Source organism: Yersinia sp. 2553 StPb PI (assembly GCF_052217105.1).
Taxonomy (GTDB): Bacteria; Pseudomonadota; Gammaproteobacteria; order Enterobacterales; family Enterobacteriaceae; genus Yersinia; species Yersinia enterocolitica_E.
The window spans coordinates 3,739,677-3,764,867 of sequence record NZ_JAZGPX010000002.1; the positions used below are offsets into that span (position 1 = coordinate 3,739,677).

Consider the following 25,191-nt stretch of genomic DNA (forward strand, 5'->3'; position numbering starts at 1 on the left):
TTATTAAAGGCTGGGTAGTAGGTGCGCAGGCATCAGTTCATTCATATGACGCTGCGCGATGAGTTGGCTTGCCGCTTCAATATCGGGGGCAAAGAAACGATCTTTCTCGTAGTAGGCTACATGTTGGCGCAATAGCTGGCGGGCAGGCTCCAATGCATCCGAGGTTTTCAAACCTTTGCGCAAATCCAACCCCTGACATGCCGCTAGCCACTCAACAGCCAGAATGTCGCGCACGTTTTCGGCCATTTCCCACAAGCGTTTACCCGCACGTGGTGCCATAGAGACATGGTCTTCCTGATTGGCAGATGTAGGAATACTGTCAACACTGGAAGGGTATGCCAGCCCTTTATTTTCGCTGGTTAATGCAGCAGCAGTCACCTGTGCAATCATAAAACCAGAGTTTACGCCGCCATTTTCCACCAGGAATGGTGGTAACTGCGACATATGTTTATCCATTAATAGTGAAATACGACGCTCGGCTAATGAACCTATTTCAGCCAGTGCCAATGCCAAATTATCCGCTGCCATAGCCACCGGCTCAGCATGGAAATTACCGCCTGACAGCACATCGCCTTGTTCGGCAAACACCAGCGGATTATCTGATACTGCATTCGACTCGATAGCCAGCACCTCTGCTGCCTGACGCATTTGAGTCAGGCAGGCACCCATCACCTGCGGCTGACAACGCAGAGAGTAAGGATCCTGTACTTTGTCACAATTCTTATGAGATTCAGAGATTTCACTGCGATCGCCCAACAGGTGGCGATAAGTATTGGCCGCGTCAATCTGACCACGCTGGCCTCGCACCGCATGAATACGTGCGTCAAACGGGCTACGGGAGCCTAAAGCCGCTTCCACGGTGAGACTGCCAAAGACAGACGCCGCAGCATAGAGATCTTCGGCTTCAAACAAACCACGTAGTGCATAAGCTGTTGAAACCTGAGTGCCATTGAGTAATGCTAACCCTTCTTTGGCCGCTAAGGTGAGCGGTTCCAGGCCCGCTTTCGTCAGAGCCGTGCGAGCATCAAGCCATTCGCCCTGATAACGCGCTTTACCTTCTCCCAACAGCAGCAAGCTCATGTGCGCCAACGGTGCTAAATCACCGGAAGCACCCACGGATCCTTTTAGCGGAATATGCGGATAGACCTCTGCGTTAACTAACGTAATCAACGCATTAATGACTTCCCGACGGATACCTGAAAATCCACGCGCCAGGCTATTGATTTTCAACACCATAATCAGCCGCACAATGGCGTCGTCATTCGGCTCTCCGACGCCGGCTGCGTGGGAAAGGACTATCGAACGTTGCAGGTTCTCCAGATCTTCGGTAGCGATGCGAGTCGATGCTAACAGGCCAAAACCAGTATTAATGCCATAGGCAGTACGCTTTTCTGCCAATATTGCCTGTACGCACTTCACACTCTGCTGGATAGCCGCATCAGCACTTTCATCCAGCGATATGTTGACTGGATGTTGGTATATATGTCGCAAATCCGCCAACGTCATCAGCCCAGGGTGCAGTACCATTGTTTTATTGACTGTTTTATTGACTGTTTTCATGATTTTTTACCTTGAGTTGCAGCAACCATCGGCAGGTTCAACCCCTGCTCTTGTGCACAATTAATGGCAATGTCATAACCTGCATCTGCATGACGCATAACACCAGTAGCCGGATCGTTATGTAATACCCGGGCGATGCGCTCAGCAGCATCATCAGTGCCATCACAGACCACCACCATGCCAGAGTGCTGGGAGAAGCCCATCCCGACACCACCACCGTGGTGCAGAGAAACCCACGTTGCGCCACTGGCCGTATTGAGCAATGCATTGAGCAGCGGCCAGTCAGATACGGCATCAGAGCCGTCCTGCATCGCTTCGGTTTCTCGGTTAGGACTGGCAACTGAACCGGAGTCCAGATGGTCGCGGCCAATGACAATCGGGGCCGACAGTTCACCACTGCGAACCATCTCGTTAAAAGCTAAACCTAATTTAGCGCGCTGCCCCAAGCCTACCCAGCAAATACGGGCCGGTAGCCCTTGGAAACTGATACGTTCGCGGGCCATATCCAACCAGTGATGCAAGTGCTCATCATCAGGGATAAGTTCCTTAACCTTGGCATCGGTTTTATAAATATCGTCGGCGTTACCAGAGAGCGCAGCCCAGCGGAACGGGCCAATACCGCGACAGAATAGCGGGCGAATATACGCAGGGACAAAACCAGGGAAATCAAAAGCATGAGTGACCCCCATATCTTGTGCCATCTGGCGAATATTATTGCCGTAATCAAAGGTTGGAATACCCATATTGTGGAAGGCCAGCATCGCTTCAACATGTTCCGCCATGGAAGTTTTAGCGGCATTAACCACCAATGCGGGTTCGCTTTGGGCGCGCTGACGATACTCTTCCCAGCTCCAGCCTTTTGGTAGATAACCGTTTAGCGGGTCATGTGCACTGGTTTGGTCGGTCACCATATCTGGGCGAACCCCACGACGAACCAGCTCAGGTAAAATTTCAGCCGCATTGCCACACAGTGCAATAGAAACAGCTTCACCCGCCGCAGTATATTTTTCGATTCGCGCTAACGCATCATCCAGATCGGTGGCTTGTTCATCGACATAACGGGTTTTAAGACGGAAATCGATGCGGCTCTGCTGGCACTCAATATTCAGAGAACATGCACCCGCCAAGGTTGCCGCCAGTGGCTGTGCCCCGCCCATGCCACCCAGACCTGCCGTTAATACCCAGCGCCCTTTCAGGCTGCCACCAAAGTGCTGTCGACCGGCTTCGACGAAGGTTTCATAGGTACCCTGCACAATGCCTTGGCTACCGATATAAATCCAACTGCCTGCGGTCATCTGGCCGTACATCGCCAACCCCTTGGCATCTAGTTCGTTAAAATGCTCCCAGTTGGCCCAATGAGGCACCAGATTCGAGTTGGCAATCAATACTCTAGGGGCGTTACTGTGGGTTTTGAAGACACCGACGGGCTTACCTGACTGAATCAGTAGCGTCTCGTCGTCATTCAGATGGGTCAGGCTTTCAACAATCTTGTCATAGCATTCCCAATTGCGGGCTGCGCGGCCGATACCGCCGTAAACCACTAATTCTTTTGGATTCTCAGCCACGTCTGGATCAAGATTGTTCATTAGCATACGTAACGGGGCTTCGGTCAGCCAACTTTTGGCCGTAAGTTGCGTACCACGCGGGGCACGAATCTCAGTATCACGGAATCTATTTGGGGCAGTCACGGCAATTTCCTTCAACCAGTTTTTCAGGTATCAACGACATTACTTAGCTTGAGTATTTATTAACATATACTCGTATAGACAAGTACAATCAAGCTCTGGTAAAAAGGCAATATTCTGCCGTACCCAAAAAAAATAATATTATGAATAGTGTTTTAAATTAATTAGTTATAATTAATTTCGTTCTGCGTTAAGGCAGAGTAGAAGGATTTTCAACGTGGTTTTACTGATGAAATCAGCATAAAATTGGTGTGTTTTTGCGCACGAAGTCACATATACGTCACATGGATTTTACATTGTGACACACTAAATCGGCGATATCGTCCCAAATACACTATACGGTTCCGCGGTTGACCATTAGGGGGCTACCAAACACAAAATGTATCCGTCGTTACCTATAACTCATTGTTTATGATGAACCTGGCTATCAACAGGCGCTTGCTCTCGCTCAGTTAAGCCGTAGTCCCGTACCACCGCCGCTACCCGCAGGCGATAACCGGCGAACACACTCGCACGCCCCGCGGCTTGTGCGCTACGATGCTGTTCAATATTCCGCCACTGCTTAACGGCCGCCTCATCGCGCCAAAATGATAGCGATAACAACTTCTGCGGATTACTTAAACTCTGAAAACGTTCTACTGAAATAAAACCGTCCATTTGTTCCAATAAAGGTTTCAGTGCCCCGGCATAATCCAGATATGCGTGGTACTCACCCTCTGCCGGTTCAACTTCAAAGATAACTGCGATCATCGGTGACCCCATCGGATAAAATGAAAGAAAACAATATTAAACGAAGCCATCAATGTATTTAAGACATTTACGTCTTTTCTGGGGTTAGTTGGCGATTATATAGGATGTACGTCACTTACTATGCCGGTAGGGGAGCATGTGCTGGCGCGGGTTAAAAGCTTCAGTTATTGATGGGATTGGGGCGCCCTCATGGCGGTTATTTTGTTCTTATCGGGATAACAGCATTGGATCGCCCCGATAAAACGCAGTAATACAAAACCTTATAAAGCCACAATGATAAAAGCCCCGACTACAGTAGTCAGGGCTTTTAAGGTACTACAGATTTAAAATTAAACATTAATCAACTTAATAACGTGACACTTATCTTAGTACTATTTACAAAGATGTACCTATTTCTACAGGAATATTTGGTGCTTACAACTAACTCTATCCTCCAATATATTAACTGAATGATAACATTTCCCGTTTGTTACATTTAGCCATGCTTATGATAACACTGACTAAATTAGTACATCACCCTCGCGATATATACTCTTACTACATGGCTTTACTTTCTTCGCGATATCCTCGACTTCATACTTACGTACACAAATCGCGAACATTACTATTAACAACAAAGCCTTAACTCATCGCGTTTTGGTCCACATATGCGATCGTAAAGATTTATTACGTGGCCTGAAATCATCATCGCACGAGTCCATTATTAAAAACCCATCGCGAATCTCACATAAAAAAATATTTCGTGACCTTTATCGCATTATTTTAAATCAACTACATGGACACCGGCTAAATAAAGAGTTCGTTACTAATTGCACCGGTGTTGAATTCCAATCTACGTGTTCTGTACCAGATGTCAATACTGTTTTTAAGAACATGTTTTTATTATCAGTACTACTGAAAATAACTTGGCATTTTATTGGTTTAGAATCATACAAAATCATCCGTATCGAATCATCATAACTTCAACAAGCTGATTCTACTTATTTTTCATATTTACTTAAAATGGGGATATTTTGTAAGTGCTGAGGAATAGGCAAAAAAAATTTTTGGCGGAGATCACAGGAGTCGGTATTACAAGATAATCTTTTGTATTTACTACATTTTAAAATCCCGCGCCTGAGATGTGCCCCCAATTATGCCCCCAAATACTTTTGCTTGATGTCTAGGGCGCTGAATTGAAACGGGCCGCTGCTGCTGGCCCGTAAGAGGATAACTTTCAGGTACATTTTTAAGGTATTTTTCGACACGCTATTACTTCATGTTGATACCATAACCATATGGCTGATGAATGTTTTTCTGAGTGTATTTCCAATTAATTCGTCTGATAGACGCCTAGTGAACATCTATATATTCACTTTTCAGCTAAGGCCCGGAGTAAGTGGTTAGCTACCTCGACAAAACTTGCCAACGCCTCTTCATAGGAGTGTGGTTCCTGCGAATAAACCAGTGGGCTAAGCCTCGTTATGTATAAATGGTTCAACCATTTACCCTGCCCATCTTTAGTATTTTTTATGACATCAAGACTTTTACTCAGGACACTATACGGGTCATCAACGAATGCCTGAAATTGCTGTGAATATTCTTCCATATCAGTTTTTACTGAGTGCCCGAACATACTAGCAGCAGCATTAATCGCTTTGGGTTTTATTGTGTATATGCGCCATACATCATAAATATGCCGTACTAGCGCCTCATCAAATTCGGCTTGCCTCACGCCAGCACAATACATTGCAAATCGTCTTAGAAGAGATAAGACCTTTTCGGCAAGAGTCTCGGATATGTTGATACATTCGATATCAAAATCAGGGTAGCTTTTACCATTTACTAATTGTTGATAAAGATAATTAATCTTTAACTTCTCAGTAGGTAAATTGATGGGGCGATTTATTAATTCTACTTTTATACAGCTACGCAAAGGGTTAGAAACACCGCTACTGAAATTCCCTTGATAGCTTAAATCGACATTATAATGACGGTGCTTATCATTAATTTCAGGGTTTTCACCTTCTTTATCAGTAAGGTAGAAACCTAGTTCTTCTAGCTTTGTTGTCAGTTTTTTATGAATATCTTTCAGTCTTGCTTTATCAGATGAGCATTCATTTTTTAATTTATAGGTGTTCGGAACCTCTGGAAGAATGACTTTTATATCAATATCTTCTGACATCCGACTAATCAAATTATAAGCTTTCGATAAGCAAGTACCGCCAGCAAACACTAATCGGACAGGAAGCTCTATATTTACTGGCTCAACAGGTAATTTTTTACTTCTAGGGTCAAATCCTTTTAACTGTGCCTCATGCACTACATTCAAGTTAGCTAATACACGCAATGCATCTGTTACATGCACATCTTTTTCAGCGACAAATGCTGGCAGGCCATTTAGCAGGCCCGCAGCTTCCGCATCCTGAATATCAGCAATTTGCTCATCCGTAAGTTTTTTCATATTTTACATTTTTACCCGAAACAGTGATGTTTCTGGATATTTTCCTTCCTGGAGTTCTGACTTGGAGCTGCATTGGGATCTGTGTCGTTCTTCCCGCGTTATAATCCTCTAAGGCCTTGCCCTGAGTGACTTTCACGTTGAGTTTTTTGAACGTTTCTTCCACAACAGTTTCAAATGGTGCGGCTACCGTCCTTTTCCCCGCAAATCGGTTAAATCTAGTTTTTGCATACACGCCAAGGCTAACTCGAATTAATACGCCCTCTTTAACGAGTTCAGACAATGCCTTGCTAACTTGCGATTTGCTACCCAAGTGTTCCAGCTCCGAACGCAGTACAACAGTACCTTTCCGGTTGGCGATGGAGCGCAACAGTTTTTGCTTCAAAATCATGATTGCCTCCTTTAAGTACTCATAGGTAAATCAATGCTTATTATAGATTGTTTTTAATTTAAAACAATGAGTTACTTTAAAAAATTAAAGTTATAAATGAGCATCTATATCTTGTTAACTATCAAGAGATTAGTACGTTAAGTGCTCAAATGAAGTGAGATGGAGTGATTCTTAAACTTTAAAGGCATCTCACGATGCCTTTTTGCATTTAGGGGTTATTCGGCCTCGAGAGGCTCACTGATAGCTTGATGATAAGTTTGATGTAGCAGGTCTATTTGCTGCCATAGGACGAGATTGAGTATTTCTTTCGCAGCGGGTTGATCAAGCACGACAACGGCATAAATGAGCGCACGGCAATGATCAATGAGGTCTTCCACTACGCGGGGCGAGTTATCGTACATGGCGCACCTCCGGCCGGAGAGTGGCGGCCAGTGATGCTGGCAGGTGAAGAAAAGCGGTACGGCAAGGGGCTTTAGTCGTCGAATCCATGATGACAACCTCTCAGTTGATGGCTTTATCCCACCACCAAGAGCTGCTAATCCCTTTGGGTGGTGGACTGAACGGGGTTAGCAGACCGGTCAACAGAGAACCCGGCGCATCTTTCGATGCCCCCGTCCAGCCCACCATTGTTTTTCACAGGTGTAACTGTACCCGCACATAGTAACCGCCTGCGCGGTTGTGCGCTCTGTTTTGTCTCGGGCTGCTAAACCCAGCAACGGATTTTGCCGCTGCGAGGGCACTATATCCGGCCATTCTCTACTGTTCAATTAACCAGTGGTAAATTAGGACAAACATTTTTGTAGATGCGAGAGGGGCCGCATTTGTGGGTGTAATGCAAAACTCGAAGATAATCAGACCATCCCTAATGAAGCTATTCAAATCATGGTAAATGATGGTGTCAATCGACTGGCTGCAGGGCGCACCTATCACGAATTTTCATAATATGAATTTCTTAAACATTTCTTCCCCATCAGTTCAAATGGTGCGGCTATTACTCTGTTTCTAACAACTTGATTAAAACGAGTTACCGTTTACGCTCTAGGGTAACTACGATTTTATGAACACCATATGCACTCACGAGAAAAGTGATTGGCTGAAACCGTGAAATCAAGTGTTTTTTTAGTTTCCTTGGCCTAACCCTCTGTTTTTCCTGCAGAATGCACGATTAATCATGATAAGATAAATCTTTTTATATCAGTTGGTTATAATTATTTTGTTGTGGAATTTATTCAAAATAATAGCTATAGTAAAGAGGTAATCACCATAGATAAAAATTGGCGTTGTTGAATAAATCGAACTTTTGGCCGTAGTTAGGATCAGATCACCACACTCCTGATCCTGCAGCGATATCACGTGGCAAAACAAAAGTTCAAAATCACCAACTGGGCCACCTACAACAAGGCGCTTGTCAATCGGGGCTCACTGACATTCTGGCTTGATGAGTCGGCCATTCAGGCATGGTATGACGAGCCCAACACGTCTTTACGCGGTCGTCCGCAACGTTATTCTGAGCTGGCCATTTCAACCGTTCTGATGCTCAAACGCGTTTTTCGCCTCACACTTCGCGCTGCGCAGGGATTCATTGACTCCATCTTTACCCTAATGAAGCTCCCGCTCCGTTGCCCGGATTATTCCTGCGTCAGCAGGCGGGCTAAATCCGTCAGCATCCCTTTCAAAAACCCAACACGCGGTGAAATTGCCCATCTGGTTATCGATTCCACCGGCTTAAAAGTCTTCGGTGAGGGTGAGTGGAAGGTGAAAAAACACGGCCAGGAAAAGCGCCGCGTCTGGCGGAAACTGCACCTGGCGGTGGATGCTGATACGCATGAGATTATCTGCGCTGACCTGTCCCTAAACAACGTGACTGATGCAGAGGCATTCCCGGGGCTTATCCGTCAGACGCACAGGAAAATCAGGGCCGCCTGTGCCGACGGGGCTTATGACACAAAGCGGTGCCACGACGAGTTGCGGCGCAAGAAAATTAAGGCGCTTATCCCGCCGCGAACGCGCGCCGGCTACTGGCCGGTGGAGTATGCCGACAGAAATCAGGCGGTGGCGAGGCAACGGCTTACTGGGAGCAATGCGTACTGGAAATGGCACACGGCTTATAACCGGCGTTCAGTGGCCGAAACGGCGATGTACCGCGTAAAACAGCTGTTTGGTGGGCATCTTACGTTGAGGGATTACGATGCGCAGGTTGGAGAAACTATGGCCATGATCCGTGCCTTAAACAAAATGACGCGTGCAGGGATGCCAGAAAGTGTGCGGATTGCCTGAGGAAGTCAGTGACGAGAGGCGCTTTTATCTAAATCCGAATTATTCAACAAAGCCATCTCGACAACTTAATAGGTTGCAATCCACTGCATCCCATAATGAGTTCTCATAATTAATTATTACCATTCCTATATCATCAGTTTGAATAGAATAAGGCATTACCCCAACAATCAATGCCGCAGTTTCTTTTATTGTAATATTAATTCTGGATAGAAATGGCGTTAACCATTTTGGCAATTTATCTTTAAGAATATTTTGATATTCTTCGTCACTGTCGCGCAGGTTAATCTGCAAAAGTTGTTCTATTTCAGTGCGGTTAAATCCGACGTAATCATAACAATTCATGCTGTTAATACCTTAGAAGGGAAGTTCGTGATCATCCTCCTCATCGGGCCGGTGATTAAATTCGCTGGGTTTATAACTTTCAGGTATCCACCCATCATAAGGCGCTCCATCCATTTTAGGGTTGGCCATCGCTGCCGAGAGCAGATCAAAATAGCAAAGTTTGGGGTCATCAAAGCTGGGTGAACGGATCACGCCGAGCGCGTCCTGAATCAATAACGGCGGTGTAACTGCCCTGGCATCTGTCAATTCTATCAGCAGCCAGTTGACTATCTGCGCCTGACTCATCGCGGGGTGGAGACGCGAAATTCGCTTAATCAACTCCCTGATACTGATAAATTCCTGCTGCTTTGCCTTGAGCTTTTCCGCTGGGTTTATCATGAGATTACTCCTGTTATCTCTTTATAAGCCGCCGAATCTTAACCCTGCTTATCGTCGCTGACCAAAAGTGCCATGCAACACATTACCCCCTAGTTCAAGGCTATCCATATAATCTGAATACCACTGCAACATCTCCTGTCGCCCATCGAGATATTGAGCATGGTTATACGTGCCACGAATTGAGTTTTTATCCACATGAGCAAGCTGAGTTTCAATCCATGCAGAGTTATAGCCTTGCTCGTGCAAGATAGTGCTCATGGTGTGGCGAAAACCATGTCCAGTTAACCGCCCTTTATAACCCAGCAGTTCAATCACCTGATTGATGCTCTCTTTACTGATGGGTTTGCGGTGGTCATTACGGCCAATGAATACCAGCGGATAATGATGGGTCAGCGGGTGGAGTTGCTTAAACGCGGTAATAACTTGAATAGAAAGAGGAACAACATGGGGGCGTTTCATTTTCATGTGCTCAGGAGGGATGTGCCATAAGCCTTTATCGAGATCAAGATCCTCCCAACGGGCAAAACGCAGTTCTTGGGTGCGAACACCGGTCAACATAATAATCCGAGTGGCAGTTTTAGTAATTATGCTGCCAGTATAGCCCGCTAAATCTCGTAAGAAATAAGGCAACTCTTGAGCTGTGAGGAAAGGTAAATGCTGTTTCTTATGGGTTTGCAAAGCACCGGCTAAATCCGGTGCCGGATTATATTCCGCGCGCCCGGTAATAATGGCATAACGAAATACTTCGCCGCAGCGCTGGCGTACTTTACGCATTTTCTCCAATGCGCCACGCTTTTCCATGCGTTTGAGCGTTTCCAGCAATTCCATTGGTTTAATATCAGCTATTGGGCGACGGCCAATAAAGGGGAAAATATCTTTTTCAAAGGTATCGATAATTTCTTCGCGATAACGCAATGACCAGCGATCGGCTTTATTTTTATGCCATTCCCGCGCCATTAATTCAAAGCTATTTTCCATCGCTATTTTTTGCGCCAATTTCTCAGCTTTTTTAGTCTCTCCGGGATCTGTTCCGGAGGCTAAAAGCTTCTTCGCCGTTTCTCGTTTTTGACGTGCATCGGCCAGCGATACATGGGGATAAACCCCAAAAGCAATGCGCTTCTCTTTGCCGCCATAGCGGTATTTCATACGCCAGTATTTCGCCCCACTGGCACTGACTTCGAGATATAACCCTCCCCCATCAGTCAACTTGTAGGATTTCTCTTTCTGCTTTGCAGTCTCTACCTGGCGGGCATTGAGTTTCATTTGGGGGCATCTCTAAAATGACAGTATTTTTATGCCCCCAATTATGCCCCCAGCACAGGGTAGAAACCAGTAGACCACGGTAGATTCAGACAGACTACTTTCCATATAACCATATGATTATAAAAGGATTTATTGACGAATAGAGAAAGCAGGAGATAGGCCTTGGCGGAAGATCACAGGAGTCGAACCTGCCAGGGACCGCTGGCGGCCCCATCTGGATTTGAAGTCCAGCCGCCCCACCGGGGACGATGATCTTCCATTTGGAAGAATGGTGTAAGGCGGTGATTATAGCTTGTTTATTGTATGGTGCTAGCCATTCAATAAACATGATGAATAATCCCCTCAAGTAAGAGTGGGATGAGACATTATTGAGAGTACCGAATCAGTTAATAGCTCACTTCGCCATATTTATCGCGGTGTTCTTTCGGGGTAATGGAATAGCCTTTTTTGAATACCGAATAGAAGTATTGTAGCGATGGATAACCGCACATTTGCGATATTTCATTGATAGGCAAGGAAGTGGCAGCCAATAAGTTACGCGCCCGATCAAGCTTTTCTTCATGAATTACGCCATGAATGGTCTGCCCAATGTCATCCTTAAAGCGTTTTTCCAGATTTGAGCGCGACATTCCTACCGCATCTAATACCTGCTCAACCTTAATCCCCTTACAAGCATGATGGCGAATATAATGCATCGCCTGAATCACTGCCGGATCACGTAGCGAGCGAAAATCGGTTGAGCGGCGGGCCATGACTTTAACCGGTGGCACCAGAATGCGCTGTAATGGCGCTGTCTCTTGTTGTTTCTGACGCTGATTAAGGCGTTGATGCAACAACTTAGCTGCCCGATAGCCCATCTGTCGGGTTCCCTGCACCACCGAAGAGAGTGCCACCCTCGATAAATAGCGGGTTAACTCTTCATTATCAATACCAATAACACTCAGCTTCTCGGGTACCGCAATATCCAGATGCTCGCACACTTGGAGCAAATGTCGCGCTCGCGCATCCGTCACAGCAATAATCCCGGTCTGGTGTGGTAAGGTCTGCACCCAGTCCGCCAGGCGGTTCTGGGTGTATTGCCAGTTAGCCGGCGCGGTAGCCATTCCTTGATAAACCACCCCTTGGTATTGCTCCGCCGCCACTAACTGTCGGAAAGCATATTCTCGCTCCTGTGCCCAGCGTTTATCACTGCTGGCAGGCAGTCCGTAGAAAGCAAAACGATTTAAACCCTTTTCTTTCAAGTGCATAAAAGCAGCCTCAACCAGCGCTGCATTATCCGTCGCAATATAATCGACCGGCGGATAATCTGCCGGTTGATGATAAGAACCACCCACGCCAATAATCGGGACATCTACATTCGCCAGTAATTGCTCTATCTGCCGATCATCAAAATCGGCAATAACACCGTCACCCAGCCAATCTCGAATGTTATCGATACGGCAACGAAAATCCTCTTCAATAAAAATATCCCAATCACATTGTGAAGCTTGTAAATACTCACCGACCCCTTCCACCACTTGCCGGTCGTATACTTTGTTAGCGTTAAACAGCAAGGTTATCCGGTAGCGTTTCTCAAACATGGGAATGGCTCCTGAAATAGGTGGGATATCAAGACTCAATAAGCAGAGAGATCAACGCAGTATGGCATTGATCTCTCTGCAAAAAGATAGGGTTAAACCCGGCGTTTGGTCGCGGAATCCATCCATACAGCCAGCAACAAAATCGCACCTTTGACAATGTACTGCCAGAAAGTCGGCACATCCAGCATGCTCATCCCATTGTCGAGAGAAGCCATAATAAATGCGCCCATCACGGCACCAGCAACACTGCCGATACCCCCTGCAAGGCTGGTACCACCAATCACACAAGCTGCGATGGCATCCAATTCGGCAATATTACCCGCAGAAGGTGAACCCGCCCCCAGGCGGGAACTAAGAATCAGACCGGCTATTGCCACCATCAATCCATTGATAGCAAATACCGCCAGTTTGGTGCGTTCTACATTGACCCCAGATAAACGGGCTGCATCGATATTGCCGCCAATGGCGTAGATCCGGCGACCAAAAGCAGTCCGGGTAGCCATAAATATACCGGCCAGCATCAGCGCCGTAAGAATTAATACCGGGGTAGGGACACCACGATAATCATTCAATAAATATATAGCCCCAAGAACTATTACAGCAGTAATAGATTGGCGAGTAACATCTCCCTGGGGTGCCGCAACCGGCAAACCCAGCCGAATACGGTGACTACGCCGACGCCATTGCCAGGCCACAAACAACATCAGGCCAATCGCCCCGATACCAAAACCGAATCCATTAGGCAGGTAGCTTTGGCCGATTTGTGACATCGCATTACTGGTTGGCGATACCGTGGTGCCGTTGGTAATACCGATTAAGATGCCACGGAAAGCCAGCATTCCGGCAAGGGTGACAATAAATGAAGGAACTTTGCGATAGGCAACCCACCAACCGTTCCATGCCCCCAGTACTAGCCCCAAGCCTAGCGTAACCACAATGGTTAGCGGTAACGGCCAGCCAAGCCACACATCAAAAATCGCGGCCACACCGCCCAGCAACCCCATCATCGAACCGACCGACAGATCAATCTCCGCTGAGATAATGACAAACACCATCCCCACCGCCAAGATGCCGGTGATCGCCGTTTGGCGCAGAAGATTCGAGATATTTCTGGCGCTGAGATAGGCCCCTTCAGTGGTAAAAGTGAAAAACAGCATAATAATGGCAATAGCGGCCAACATGACAAAAACTTGCAAATTAACTGATTTTAGCCGAAATAGTGGCTTTTTAACGCCATTTTCTGGTGTATTCAGTTCAGACTGATTAGCTTGCGACATGGGTTTCACTCCTGAGTGCGGCTTCCATGACCTTTTCTTGGGTCAGGTTATGGTTAATGAGATCAGCTTTGATGCGCCCCTGATGCATGACCAACACCCGATCACTTAATCCCAAAACCTCCGGCAATTCAGAAGAAATCACAATGACCGCAATTCCCTGCTGGACCAATTGATTGATAAGTTTATAGATTTCATATTTTGCGCCGATGTCTATACCACGAGTTGGCTCATCGAGAATCAAAATTTTCGGGTTCAGTAACAGGCATTTAGCCAGAATCGCTTTTTGCTGATTACCACCGCTAAGGCGGGCAATCGCCAGCTCTGATGAAGAGGTTTTGACCTTTAACCGCGCCAGAGACTGCGCAATGGTGGATTGCTCTTTGGCATCATCCAGCATGCTAAAAGCACCGGTAAAATCATCCAAGGCCGCCAGTGTGATATTCGCGCCCACCCCCATCACCGGTACGATGCCGTCTTTTTTGCGATCTTCTGGCACCATCGCAATGCCCAATTTCATCGCCTGCTGACACGTGTTGATGGTCACCGGTTTACCATCAATAAAAATATCTCCCTGCCAACGGCCCGGATAGACGCCGAACAGACATTGCACTGTTTCGGTTCGACCTGAGCCTACCAACCCGGCAACACCTAGAATCTCGCCACGTTTCAACACGAAAGAGACCTCATCGACCCGGCGAATATGGCGGTTGACCGGATGCCAGGCACAGAGATTTTCCACCCGTAGAATTTCTTCGCCAATATGGTGGGCTTCATGGGGGTAAAGCTCTTTCAGTTCGCGGCCTACCATCATAGCGATAATGTCATCTTCGCTCATGGTCGCCGCCGGGCGGGTACCAATATGACGACCATCGCGGATCACACAGATATGATCGGATATCGCTTTGACTTCATTCAATTTATGCGAGATATAGATACAGGCAATACCGTGGTTTCGCAGGTCACGGATAATATCCAGCAAAATAGCGGTTTCACTTTCAGTCAGTGAGGCGGTAGGTTCATCTAATACCAGTAGCCGCACTTGTTTATTCAGCGCTTTCGCAATTTCAACGAGCTGTTGCTGCCCAAGGCCCAACTCACCGACGGGAGTGTGAGGGTCGACGACCAGTTTGACCTGTGCCAACATCCGCTGGCAGCGTAAATACATGGCATCGTAATCCATAATGCCGAAGCGCCCCCATTCGGAACCGAGGAACATGTTTTCCAGCACCGACATCTGTTTCACTAACGCCAGTTCCTGATGAATTATCGCAATGCCCTTTTGCTCTGTTTCACGAATATTTTTGGCCTGTAACATTTCGCCTGAAAAAAATATTTCTCCCTGATAAGAACCGGTGGAATAAATACCACATAACACTTTCATTAGTGTGGATTTCCCCGAACCGTTTTCACCACATAACGATAATATTTGTCCGGCCTCTAATGTCAGGCTGATATTATCTACGGCTTTAACCACACCGAATTGCTTAGTAATATTTTTCATTTCTAGCAGGTAGGGCATAACCCCTCCTTAATACTGCTGATTTTATAGCATTGCGGCTACATTAAATAACGGCCATGTTAATAAATTAAATAACTGGCCGTTTATTACAAAGTCCAATCAGCAATATGCCAATCAATAAACATCTGCTTTTTTGTGGAATCCGTCGGCTATGATAGTGCTATCAATATTGCTTTTATCAACTTGAATCGGTGTTAATAAATAAGCAGGAACATCTTTTATACCATTATTTAATTTACTGTTGGCTTTTGGTTCCTCACCTTTACCCAGGGTGACTGCAATTTCTGCCGCATCATTGGCTAATTTACTGATTGGTTTATATACGGTCATGGTTTGCGTACCCGCAACAATTCGTTTTATTGCAGCCAAATCAGCATCCTGACCGGAAATAGCCACCTTCCCTGCCAACCCTTGTGCGGCTAACGCCTGAATTGCCCCGCCAGCAGTTGCATCATTGGATGCCACCACAGCATCAATCTTGTTATTGTTGGCAGTGAGTGCATTCTCCATAATTTTCAAGGCATTTTCTGGTAACCAGGCATCAACCCACTGATCACCGACAATTTTTATTTTCCCCTCTTTTATCAGTGGATTAAGCACTGTCATTTGCCCTTGGCGGAACAACTTGGCATTGTTGTCGACGGGTGACCCACCCATCAGGAAGTAATTGCCTTGCGGCACCCGCTCAACCAGGCTTTTCGCCTGCAACTCACCCACTTTTTCATTATCAAATGAGATATAAAAATCAATATCAGCGTTATTTATCATACGATCATACGCTAATACCTTTATCCCTTCCCGTTTAGCCTCGGCGATAACGTTACTTAATACTTGACCGTTATAGGGAATAATAACTAACACATCAACGCCACGATTAATCATATTTTCTATTTGTGACATCTGTGTTTCTTCATTGCCATTTGCAGATTGCACAAATACTTTAGCGCCAAGTGATCCAGCTTTGTTAACAAAAATGTCGCGGTCTTTCTGCCAACGTTCCAGGCGGAGATCATCTATCGCCATACCGATTTTAATTTCTTTACTAAATCCGGGCTGGCTAATCATCACCAGAGCGGCACATGCGGAGAGTAAAATGTTCTTAAATTTCATCTTTCGGTACCTTTCTTATTGTGCAAGCAGGGTAAGAGAAACGGTAAACATCGACTGCAATAGGGATTGTTGACGCTTATTTGCACATCGGCAATTACAGATTTTCATCCGCCAATTATGTTTTTTGGTTTAATGTTAATTTTATGATAACGATCATGTTTTCTTCCTCATAAAATGCATAATTCCATTACGGGATGTTATCCGTGTAATGAATATCTAAGCATTTTTATAATTAAGCGGTTATTTATGAGATCTACACCACAATTAATAATTCTCTGAATTTAAGTGTGAAATAACGTAATTGAGAGAATCGCTAACAACTCCGAAGATAAAAGCTCATCAGCCCGGCAAAAGCGGGGCCAGCTTCCAAGGAGTATTGCATGCAATCTTATTTTGATGAATTAGAACAAGTGCGTTACGAAGGCAGCCAGAGCGCTAACCCGCTGGCATTTCATCATTACAACCCGGATGAAATTATTCTTGGTAAGCGAATGGCCGACCACCTCCGGTTTGCGGCCTGTTATTGGCATACCTTCTGCTGGGGCGGGGCCGATATGTTTGGCAGCAATGCCTTTGATCGCCCGTGGCAGCATCCGGGGGATGCACTGGCTCTGGCAAAACGCAAAGCCGATGTCGCATTTGAATTCTTTCATAAACTGAATGTGCCTTATTACTGCTTCCATGATATCGATGTCTCGCCAGAAGGCGCGTCAATGAAAGAGTATCTTAATAATTTTGCCGTTATGACCGAGGTATTGGCCGAGAAACAAGAGAGCAGCGGCGTAAAATTATTATGGGGTACAGCTAACTGCTTTACCCATCCACGCTATGGCGCGGGGGCAGCCACTAACCCTGATCCAGAAGTCTTTAGTTGGGCTGCAACTCAAGTCTTTACTGCCATGAATGCCACCAAAAAACTCGGCGGTGAAAACTATGTGTTATGGGGCGGGCGTGAGGGCTACGAAACACTGTTAAACACCGATTTGCGCCAGGAACGCGAGCAGATTGGCCGCTTTATGCAGATGGTGGTGGAGCACAAACATAAAACCGGTTTCCAGGGCACGCTATTAATTGAACCTAAGCCACAGGAGCCCACCAAGCATCAGTACGACTATGACGTGGCTACCGTTTATGGCTTCCTCAAGCAGTTTGGGCTGGAAAAAGAGATTAAAGTAAATATTGAGGCCAACCATGCCACATTGGCGGGCCACTCGTTCCATCACGAAATCGCCAGTGCTATTGCCTTAGGTATTTTCGGTTCAGTAGATGCTAACCGTGGTGATCCACAGTTGGGCTGGGATACCGATCAGTTTCCAAACAGTGTAGAAGAAAATGCGTTGGTGATGTTTGAGATCCTCAAAGCGGGTGGTTTTACTACCGGTGGGCTGAACTTTGATGCAAAAGTACGCCGCCAAAGTACCGATAAATATGACCTGTTCTATGGCCATATTGGGGCGATGGATACCATGGCGCTGGCACTGAAAGTTGCCGCCAAAATGATTGAAGATGGTCAGTTGGATCAACGCGTTGCCAAGCGCTATGCCGGTTGGAATACTGAGATGGGTCAGCAAATTCTGCAAGGTAAACTGTCGCTGGAAGAGCTGGCACGCTATGCCGAACAGCATAACCTGAATCCGCAACATCAGAGTGGTCATCAGGAGCAGTTAGAAAATCTGGTTAACCGCTATTTATTCGGCTGATGTTTAAGATGGGGCACCCGCTGCCCCAATCTCACCTATAAGGAAGGTATATGTACCTTGGCATCGACTTGGGCACCTCCGGCGTCAAAGCAATTCTACTGGCCGAAAACGGGCAAGTAGTTGCGAGCCAAAGTGCCGCTTTATCCGTCTCGCGCCCACGCCCGTTGTGGTCGGAACAAAACCCAGCTGACTGGTGGCAGGCAACCGATCAGGCCATGCAGGCTCTGGCCGCAGCACATGATTTGCAGCAGGTAAAAGCCCTTGGGTTAACCGGGCAAATGCACGGCGCAACCTTACTGGATAAACAACATCAGGTGCTGCGCCCAGCCATTCTATGGAATGATGGCCGCAGTTTTGCCCAATGTCAGGCACTGGAGCAAGCAGTACCCGAGTCGCGCCAGATTACAGGTAATCTGATGATGCCCGGGTTTACCGCACCAAAACTGAAATGGCTGGCTGAGCATGAGCCAGATATTTTTAATCGTATTGATAAGGTACTGTTACCAAAAGATTATCTTCGTTTTCTGATCAGTGGTGATTTCGCCAGCGATATGTCCGATGCCGCCGGTACTATGTGGCTGGATGTCGCGCAGCGTGACTGGAGTGATGAGATGTTGGCCGCCTGCGGTTTAAACCGCCAGCACATGCCAGCACTGTTTGAAGGCAGCCAGATTACCGGCCATGTCAGTACAGCTATTGCCCACCGCTGGGGTATCAACACCATTCCGGTAGTGGCCGGAGGTGGTGATAATGCTGCCGGTGCTATTGGTGTTGGTCTGTATCAGACCGGACAGGCGATGTTGTCGCTGGGTACCTCCGGCGTCTATTTTGCCGTCAGTGACGGTTTTCTCAGCAACCCCGCCAGCGCAGTTCATAGTTTTTGCCATGCATTACCACATACCTGGCACCTGATGTCGGTGATGCTAAGTGCCGCATCCTGTCTTGACTGGGCTTGCCAACTCACCGGCGTCGATAATGTTCCTGCACTGATAGCAGAAGTGGAGAAAGCACCGCCAGCGGCTACCCCGGTATGGTTCTTACCCTACCTTTCTGGCGAACGGACTCCCCATAATAACCCCAATGCTAAAGGGGCATTCTGGGGCTTTACCCACCAACATGGCAGGGCAGATTTAGCCCGTGCGGTGTTAGAAGGGGTGGGATTTGCTTTAGCTGATGGGATGGATGCGGTGCATGCCAGCGGATTGCAGCCGACATCAGTCACATTGATTGGCGGGGGGGCTCGCAGTGCCTATTGGCGGCAAATGTTGGCTGATATCAGTGGCCAAACGCTGGAATATCGTACCGGGGGGGATATCGGCCCAGCGTTGGGCGCAGCCCGGTTGGCTCAAATTGCACTGAACCCAGAAACGCCATTAGCGGACTTATTACCTGAACTGATATTGGAACAAACCCATTTACCTGATACAGATCGCCATCACTATTACACTGCTCAACGGACAATCTTCAAAAAGCTCTATCAGCAATTACTGCCGTTATGTGAGTAAATAACACCTCAGGGCTGGCGAGTAATACCCCTCAGCCCTGAGCGTATTAGTAATAGTTGATTTTCACGATGGCTGTGGCATCAAATTGGCCTAATTTCACTGATTGCCCGGCAATAGCATTCAGGCTGGCAGTATAATTTTTTGTCACCTGACTCACATCGTTCAACTGTGCGAACTCGTTATAACGGTTATATACAATCGCCTGACTGGCATCATTATAAATCGTCAATTTCGTGCCGTTTTGCATATCAATGGCATTATCACCCACTAACGGATTCGTGGTTGAGAACTGCGCCTGAATAGAAAAATTGGACAAGCAACCTTGTTTGACTGCGGTAATGGAAAACGGCTGACTAATATTATTGCCGCTATTTTGTAGCAACGCTTTATTGAATACGCCAAAATTCACGATTTGCGATTCTGGATATACCACCAAGTCTGCACCGCAGGCAATAAACCGTACTCCCGTTAACCCTGATAAGGCATAGCGCAAGTTCTTTGCCCCAGAGGTCAGATTCAGCCCAGTTGAACCATCAAGTTGGAATACCGTGAAGTTATCTGCACCCACATAATAACCGCTCGAAGGTGGGTTACCGGTCACTTTAATATATAGCCGGAAAGTCACCGTAACGGTAACGTTTTGCCCTTTAACAATCGGAGAGGAATTGGTATTTAAACGGGCCGCGTTAGTTTCTAAATCCTGCCCATTATAACTGACACCTAATTGCAACCCCTGCCCCAACGATTGATGTAGCGGGTTAAAATAGAACCACACTTGGTCAACCGTCGAGCCTAATACGTTATCGCAATAGGCTGTAACAGTAATATCGTTCGATTCCCAGACTTTCGTCCCTGCCGCAACATTCGATGGTATCGCTAATTGCCCGATAGGTATCGCAGGCTTAATCACAATACCGGTTCCCTTTTCAACACAATCAAGGGCATAGGCCGCCTGCGATAACAGCAGCGTCACCAATAAAATAACTACCGAGCCACCCATCCGGCCCATTTTATTTAACATAGCATGAGTCATTGTCATTCCTTTACCGGTACCGGAACAGGCTGCGCGCATTACTTTTTCTTTTCCGCAGGTTGAATTTGGCAATCAACAGCCGAGCAGTTAAAAATACGGATGACCATGCCACCAAAATCATCCATATAACCAATGCTATAACGACTGCCACTATAACCTGGCGTCTTGGCAATCTCAGTACCAAAAGGCGCGATCATTAGGCTATCGAAACCGGGGAAATTACCGCGATTATCCTGGCTTAAATACCCTAACGTGATGTAATACGGTGTCGGGTTATGAATTTTTAGACTTTCACCTTGCTTACTAATCTGTAATTTTTCCTGCCAGACCTCGTTATAATCTGCTTTTATCGCCGTAGGGCGGTAAAATAGCTTCACTCTATTTTGAATCGCAATTTGTACCACGTTGGTCATTTCACTTTTTGGTGGTACTTCCCGCACGTTGAAATAGAATAGCGTCTCGCGATCTGTAGCTAATTTATCAGCATCAGGCAGTTTCATAATGCGCACCTGACTTTTTTGGCCGGCATTAATCCGCTGCATTGGCGGTAAAGCAACCAATGGGTTATCTACTTTCTGGCCAGCGGCATTTTCTAACCATGATTGCGCTAAATAAGGTGATGTTTTACTCTGATTTTGCAAAATAACACTGGCTGATTTATCGCTGCTGTTGAAGATAATCCGTGTCCGGTCAAGATTAATCGCCGCCTCACTGACCATCGTGGTAAGCAATAAGGCAATCCCTACTATGGCATTATTTATCTGCTGGTTCTTCCTAACCAGCATCATGTTATTAAGGTCTTTCATTTTCTGTTCCGCTCTAAATTAGATCGTTATGCTGTGAATAACTGCTTTAAGTAAGCAACAGTTTTGGGTAAAAAATAATTTACGGTCAATAATAGTTTTCGGTCAATAAACTATTTTAATTAATATTTTTCCATATTGCTGCCTAACCTACTGACAAGGAAGTAGAATTTTCCCTGAATTCATGCCGTTATTTTCCGGCAATACTATCTTGCACTGCTTTTTGCCCCACTGAACCGTCAGTTTCCCGGCATCTTCTAAGCCAGCCAAATAGGCCAAGCCACTTTCGCCTAAAATACCTACCTCGGCTCCGGTTTTATCAGCAATAACCGATGACCCAAGTGGTGGGAAACTACCGTCATTGAGGCGGATTATGGCCATAATTTGCTGACCTTTTACTGCCCTAATTTCACGGTAACCAATAGCACCTTCGGTTAGGGTTTTTTGAATAACAGTACTATAGACTTCAATATCTTCCGGCAGGCTTTGCACATCAACCCGAACGTCTGACTGCTGATAACTGGTAACGCCATTTACCACTGCCACACCAAACCGATTGGTAATCGCCGAATTATTATTCAATGACACACCTGAAACATTGCCGGTATCAATCATTATTCTTGGCTCATTACCCGATTTATTCTGGTGAGCTGAAACACCCTTCGCAGTCGCGGTTATCGAGCCATACCAGTTGGTATTCAACGAGTTATATTCATTATTTTTATGGCTGGCATCGACACCAAACTCACCATAAGGGGAGCTATGCTGATAGCCACCACGGAACACGCCATTTCCTTGCTGTATTTCAGGGCTGGCGCCCCCGGCGCTGACACGCCAGATATTCCTCGGGTCCTGGCTGTTGAAATAGGAGATATTCTGCGAGTAGCCGTTGTTCTTATCACGTTGCGCGTCATAACTGACCTGCTGCCCAACACCAATCGGGACGCTGAATGAGAAGAACACCTGATTTTCGCTTTCATACTGGTATTTCACTTTATTGGCAGAGATTGTCGTCGAAATGCCTTTAAAAGAGCCAATATCAAAAATTTTGCTGACAGAAACACCGTAATTATTACTGGATACATCATTCCAGTAAGTTTTATGGGTAGCAGATAAGTACATAGTGATATCCGGCCAGGCCAAATATTGGTTCGCGGTCACGGTGTATGTTTGCTTATCATTTTGTAGATAATTATTGCCATTTAGCCGATCCAAATACTGGCTCATGCTCATAAAGTTCTTTTCGGAAAAACGGTATCCGGCAAAGGTAATCTGGCTATTAGTCTGGTCAAAACGCTTGGAATAGTTAACCCGGTAGCTTTCACCACTCTGCTTCCCTTCATGCGGTAACTGAGAGCGGGAATGTGTAACATCGACAGACAGCGCACCGAAATCATGTAAATTTTGCCCAGCACCCATGGCTATCGCGGTGTAGTCCTGTGACGTAGCAATCACTCCGCCATACAAGGAAACATCATTAAATGCCCCCCATGAAAACTCACCATTAAAGAAAGTCGGATCACTTACCGCGTTATTGCTGCCCTGCATCGGACGGCCCAAAGCCGTTTTATAGCGGATGGCACCTTTGCGGGTTAAAAATGGTACGGTTGCGGCGCTAACTTGGAAAGTGGTTACACGACCATCTTCCTCTTCCACGCGGACATCAATATTGCCCTGTACCGCCTCACTAATATCTTGAATAACAAACGGCCCCGGAGCAACGTTGGTTTGGTAAAGGGTACGGCCATTTTGGCTCAGAATGACTCTGGCATTGGTGCGAGCAATGCCGATCACTTGCGGTGCATAGCCACGCAGTGTCGGTGGCAACATCCGCTCATCACTGGAAAGTGATGCCCCCAGAAAACGAAATGAATCGAAAATACTGGAGCTGAGATAGGTTTGACCACCAATAAATTTAGCCCCTATCGCTGGGATAGCCCGAAATGCATACACTTGTGACCAGTCAAAATTACTGTAGTGCGAGCCTTCTGTTTCATTATTGATATATTGGTAATCAGCACGGATACGCCATGGCCCCATATTGGCGCCCGCAGTTCCGTAGCTGCTAAAATTAGTGCTACTACTACCACTTTTCGGCGCATAACGATTACCAAACAGGTTGTAATCCAATATAGCGCCGGGAATGCCATCATCCCATTGAGAAGGCGGCACCCAATTAGGATCACTGTAAGCTAACCATGCTTGTGGAATAGAGATAATTAAATATTGTTTTTCTTTATCGTAATTTGCCGTAATTTCTTCTTTTTGATCAATAGAGACACACTTGCCATCATTCCATAATGTCAGCGACTCACGCACAGCCGGAGCTAACCCTAGCAGATCAACTAAATCTGGAGACAGGCATAATTTAGTTAATTTCCCATCATCGACAGGTAAATAGGGTATCAGGTAGCGCTCAGGTAACAGCCGGCCATTAATCAGGACATCAAGCAGATAATCACCAGGAGGGGTATAATCATCAACCTCAAAACGAGACAGATCGATATTACTGCGATCTTTTGCATCGATAATATTGGTATTAAACTCTACTGCTGCAGCCATTCCAGGCAATAATAAACTCAAACCTGCCAATGTTAATATTTGCACCATTCGAAAGATCATTTCTTTTCTTCTAGATTTATATTGCATAAATAAATCACTGTCTTATGGCAAAGTATTAATAAAGGGGAGTATCCTCCCCTTAAATTGAAGCTACATACGCCGCTGTAACGTCAAATAAGCAGGGTATGACCCAAAGTAATTGGTGTTTCAGCAAAGCAGCAAACAAGTGCCGCTAACGCTGCTGCAACGCCAAGTACGAAGGGTAATTTTATTTATAGTTCAGCGCGTAAGTAGCCTGGGACACGATAGTACCGGTTGTTACAGGTGCGCCAGTTGCTTCAACGCGCGCTGCGAATACTATCTGATTCGGGCCAGTTACCAGATTAACATCAGCACCGGTATCACCCACTTTCAGCAATGCGCCGTTAGTGTCGATCAGACGAATACCTGCACCACCTGCGCTACCGGTGTTTGCCAGCAATGCTGGAGAGGTTGCATCAGAAACGCCGCCGAAAGTTACGGTAACTTTAGACATTGCAGGGTAAGTTACTGAACCTGCGGTTTGTTCAGTCAGATCGCAATCTTGCAGATCAATGTTGTACTGAACGTTCTGAGAATATTTATTACCGGTTTCCAGTAATTTATTCGCTACCTGCCCCATATCTACGCTGATATCAGTAGAGTTCGGCGCGATAGAGCATGGTGCATTAATAACAGTACCGGTAAAATGAATACGGCCATTACCTTCATCTGCAGCAAATGCTTGGGAAATGAAAGCAGAAGACGCCAACGCAATAATCAATGCACTTTTCTTAAAATTAGACATATTAAAAAACCTTTATTTAGACACCATATTTAAAGAATACGCTGATGGAATGCCATCAACGGCTCACGTCATTACCGATGGCTATAACCACGATAAAATAAATAAAAAACATGAAAGTAAAAATGCAATAAGATGAAATCACAAAATGACACTAAAATTTAATTATAGGAATGCATTCCAGAATAAAAAT

At 46.1% G+C, this 25,191-nt stretch carries 19 protein-coding genes, 1 tRNA gene and 2 pseudogenes; 4 read left to right on the plus strand and 18 right to left on the minus strand.

The genetic code is table 11. The features are described 5' to 3' along the window. Positions 1–3 precede the first annotated feature (3 nt). The 6 genes from hutH to V2A84_RS18645 all read right to left on the minus strand — a co-directional run bounded on the left by hutH (position 4) and on the right by V2A84_RS18645 (position 7,227). Entirely contained in the window at positions 4–1,527 is a 1,524-nt protein-coding gene (gene hutH, locus V2A84_RS18620; RefSeq protein ID WP_083163969.1) for a histidine ammonia-lyase, read from the minus strand. 29 nt (positions 1,528–1,556) lie between these two features. Beyond that, positions 1,557–3,248: a urocanate hydratase gene (gene hutU, locus V2A84_RS18625; RefSeq protein WP_083161415.1), complete on the minus strand. Its 1,692-nt coding sequence runs from the start codon at positions 3,246–3,248 to the stop codon at positions 1,557–1,559. 399 nt (positions 3,249–3,647) lie between these two features. Then, on the minus strand, positions 3,648–3,995 hold the full coding sequence (locus V2A84_RS18630; RefSeq protein WP_083161417.1) for an antibiotic biosynthesis monooxygenase family protein: 348 nt from the start codon (positions 3,993–3,995) through the stop codon (positions 3,648–3,650). A gap of 1,351 nt (positions 3,996–5,346) precedes the next feature. Then, positions 5,347–6,438 carry a nucleotidyl transferase AbiEii/AbiGii toxin family protein gene (locus V2A84_RS18635; protein ID WP_193784751.1) on the minus strand — a complete coding sequence of 364 codons (1,092 nt, stop codon included), beginning with the start codon at positions 6,436–6,438 and terminating at the stop codon, positions 5,347–5,349. After that, entirely contained in the window at positions 6,419–6,826 is a 408-nt protein-coding gene (locus V2A84_RS18640; RefSeq protein WP_442847453.1) for a DUF6088 family protein, read from the minus strand. Before V2A84_RS18640 ends, V2A84_RS18635 begins: the two co-directional genes overlap by 20 nt. 215 nt (positions 6,827–7,041) lie before the next feature. Next, positions 7,042–7,227 (minus strand): hypothetical protein, encoded by a 186-nt coding sequence (locus V2A84_RS18645; protein ID WP_442849011.1) that lies wholly within the window; start codon positions 7,225–7,227, stop codon positions 7,042–7,044. Between the two features lie 442 nt (positions 7,228–7,669). Between V2A84_RS18645 and V2A84_RS18650 the strand changes: the two are divergent. After that, positions 7,670–7,765: pseudogene (locus V2A84_RS18650) on the plus strand (transcriptional regulator); the annotation flags it as partial. Positions 7,766–8,179: 414 nt separating this feature from the next. Beyond that, positions 8,180–9,103 (plus strand): IS5 family transposase, encoded by a 924-nt coding sequence (locus tag V2A84_RS18655; protein WP_226717630.1) that lies wholly within the window; start codon positions 8,180–8,182, stop codon positions 9,101–9,103. Positions 9,104–9,211: 108 nt separating this feature from the next. Here V2A84_RS18655 and V2A84_RS18660 read toward each other — a convergent pair. The 8 genes and pseudogenes from V2A84_RS18660 to xylF all read right to left on the minus strand — a co-directional run. Beyond that, positions 9,212–9,445: pseudogene (locus tag V2A84_RS18660) on the minus strand (hypothetical protein); the annotation flags it as partial. 12 nt (positions 9,446–9,457) lie between these two features. Continuing rightward, positions 9,458–9,823: a hypothetical protein gene (locus V2A84_RS18665; protein ID WP_057634372.1), complete on the minus strand. Its 366-nt coding sequence runs from the start codon at positions 9,821–9,823 to the stop codon at positions 9,458–9,460. A 48-nt stretch (positions 9,824–9,871) separates the two neighbouring features. Next, complete coding sequence (locus V2A84_RS18670) at positions 9,872–11,086, minus strand: tyrosine-type recombinase/integrase (protein ID WP_011817421.1); 1,215 nt, start codon at positions 11,084–11,086, stop codon at positions 9,872–9,874. Positions 11,087–11,249: 163 nt separating this feature from the next. Beyond that, a tRNA-Sec gene (locus V2A84_RS18675) sits at positions 11,250–11,344 on the minus strand. 128 nt (positions 11,345–11,472) lie between these two features. Then, positions 11,473–12,666: a D-xylose utilization transcriptional activator XylR gene (xylR, locus tag V2A84_RS18680; RefSeq protein WP_083161429.1), complete on the minus strand. Its 1,194-nt coding sequence runs from the start codon at positions 12,664–12,666 to the stop codon at positions 11,473–11,475. Positions 12,667–12,758: 92 nt separating this feature from the next. Then, positions 12,759–13,943, minus strand: a complete 1,185-nt coding sequence (xylH, locus tag V2A84_RS18685; RefSeq protein ID WP_083161431.1) for a xylose ABC transporter permease XylH — start codon at positions 13,941–13,943, stop codon at positions 12,759–12,761. Further along, on the minus strand, positions 13,930–15,462 hold the full coding sequence (locus V2A84_RS18690) for a xylose ABC transporter ATP-binding protein (RefSeq protein WP_083161433.1): 1,533 nt from the start codon (positions 15,460–15,462) through the stop codon (positions 13,930–13,932). Before V2A84_RS18690 ends, xylH begins: the two co-directional genes overlap by 14 nt. A 114-nt stretch (positions 15,463–15,576) precedes the next feature. Continuing rightward, complete coding sequence (gene xylF, locus V2A84_RS18695; protein ID WP_083161435.1) at positions 15,577–16,572, minus strand: D-xylose ABC transporter substrate-binding protein; 996 nt, start codon at positions 16,570–16,572, stop codon at positions 15,577–15,579. 380 nt (positions 16,573–16,952) lie between these two features. On the opposite strand from xylF, the gene xylA reads away from it, so the two are divergent. Together xylA and xylB are read left to right on the plus strand one after the other, a co-directional pair. Then, positions 16,953–18,272: a xylose isomerase gene (gene xylA / locus V2A84_RS18700; protein WP_083161436.1), complete on the plus strand. Its 1,320-nt coding sequence runs from the start codon at positions 16,953–16,955 to the stop codon at positions 18,270–18,272. Between the two features lie 50 nt (positions 18,273–18,322). Then, the gene (xylB, locus tag V2A84_RS18705; protein ID WP_083161437.1) at positions 18,323–19,777 is read left to right on the plus strand and encodes a xylulokinase; all 1,455 of its coding nucleotides are present in this window, start codon (positions 18,323–18,325) and stop codon (positions 19,775–19,777) included. 46 nt (positions 19,778–19,823) lie between these two features. Here the strand turns inward: xylB and V2A84_RS18710 are convergent, their stop codons facing one another. The 4 genes from V2A84_RS18710 to V2A84_RS18725 form a co-directional block, all read right to left on the minus strand. Then, positions 19,824–20,810 (minus strand): fimbrial protein, encoded by a 987-nt coding sequence (locus tag V2A84_RS18710; RefSeq protein WP_083163973.1) that lies wholly within the window; start codon positions 20,808–20,810, stop codon positions 19,824–19,826. 38 nt (positions 20,811–20,848) lie between these two features. Beyond that, positions 20,849–21,616, minus strand: a complete 768-nt coding sequence (locus tag V2A84_RS18715; RefSeq protein WP_083161439.1) for a fimbrial biogenesis chaperone — start codon at positions 21,614–21,616, stop codon at positions 20,849–20,851. A gap of 147 nt (positions 21,617–21,763) precedes the next feature. Further along, positions 21,764–24,223 carry a fimbria/pilus outer membrane usher protein gene (locus V2A84_RS18720; RefSeq protein ID WP_227746574.1) on the minus strand — a complete coding sequence of 820 codons (2,460 nt, stop codon included), beginning with the start codon at positions 24,221–24,223 and terminating at the stop codon, positions 21,764–21,766. A 220-nt stretch (positions 24,224–24,443) separates the two neighbouring features. Next, entirely contained in the window at positions 24,444–25,001 is a 558-nt protein-coding gene (locus V2A84_RS18725) for a fimbrial protein (protein WP_083161443.1), read from the minus strand. Positions 25,002–25,191 lie beyond the last annotated feature (190 nt).

Excerpts from the sequence above, each read along its gene's own strand:
- V2A84_RS18645 (WP_442849011.1), bottom strand. The coding sequence starts at position 7,227 with ATGTACGATAACTCGCCCCGCGTAGTGGAAGACCTCATTGATCATTGC.
- xylA (WP_083161436.1), top strand. The coding sequence starts at position 16,953 with ATGCAATCTTATTTTGATGAATTAGAACAAGTGCGTTACGAAGGCAGC.
- V2A84_RS18725 (WP_083161443.1), bottom strand. The coding sequence starts at position 25,001 with ATGTCTAATTTTAAGAAAAGTGCATTGATTATTGCGTTGGCGTCTTCT.
- hutH (WP_083163969.1), bottom strand. The coding sequence starts at position 1,527 with ATGGTACTGCACCCTGGGCTGATGACGTTGGCGGATTTGCGACATATA.
- xylB (WP_083161437.1), top strand. The coding sequence starts at position 18,323 with ATGTACCTTGGCATCGACTTGGGCACCTCCGGCGTCAAAGCAATTCTA.
- V2A84_RS18690 (WP_083161433.1), bottom strand. The coding sequence starts at position 15,462 with ATGCCCTACCTGCTAGAAATGAAAAATATTACTAAGCAATTCGGTGTG.
- V2A84_RS18715 (WP_083161439.1), bottom strand. The coding sequence starts at position 21,616 with ATGAAAGACCTTAATAACATGATGCTGGTTAGGAAGAACCAGCAGATA.
- V2A84_RS18640 (WP_442847453.1), bottom strand. The coding sequence starts at position 6,826 with ATGATTTTGAAGCAAAAACTGTTGCGCTCCATCGCCAACCGGAAAGGT.
- xylH (WP_083161431.1), bottom strand. The coding sequence starts at position 13,943 with ATGTCGCAAGCTAATCAGTCTGAACTGAATACACCAGAAAATGGCGTT.
- V2A84_RS18670 (WP_011817421.1), bottom strand. The coding sequence starts at position 11,086 with ATGAAACTCAATGCCCGCCAGGTAGAGACTGCAAAGCAGAAAGAGAAA.
- xylR (WP_083161429.1), bottom strand. The coding sequence starts at position 12,666 with ATGTTTGAGAAACGCTACCGGATAACCTTGCTGTTTAACGCTAACAAA.
- V2A84_RS18720 (WP_227746574.1), bottom strand. The coding sequence starts at position 24,223 with ATGGTGCAAATATTAACATTGGCAGGTTTGAGTTTATTATTGCCTGGA.
- V2A84_RS18710 (WP_083163973.1), bottom strand. The coding sequence starts at position 20,810 with ATGACTCATGCTATGTTAAATAAAATGGGCCGGATGGGTGGCTCGGTA.
- V2A84_RS18635 (WP_193784751.1), bottom strand. The coding sequence starts at position 6,438 with ATGAAAAAACTTACGGATGAGCAAATTGCTGATATTCAGGATGCGGAA.
- V2A84_RS18665 (WP_057634372.1), bottom strand. The coding sequence starts at position 9,823 with ATGATAAACCCAGCGGAAAAGCTCAAGGCAAAGCAGCAGGAATTTATC.
- xylF (WP_083161435.1), bottom strand. The coding sequence starts at position 16,572 with ATGAAATTTAAGAACATTTTACTCTCCGCATGTGCCGCTCTGGTGATG.
- V2A84_RS18630 (WP_083161417.1), bottom strand. The coding sequence starts at position 3,995 with ATGATCGCAGTTATCTTTGAAGTTGAACCGGCAGAGGGTGAGTACCAC.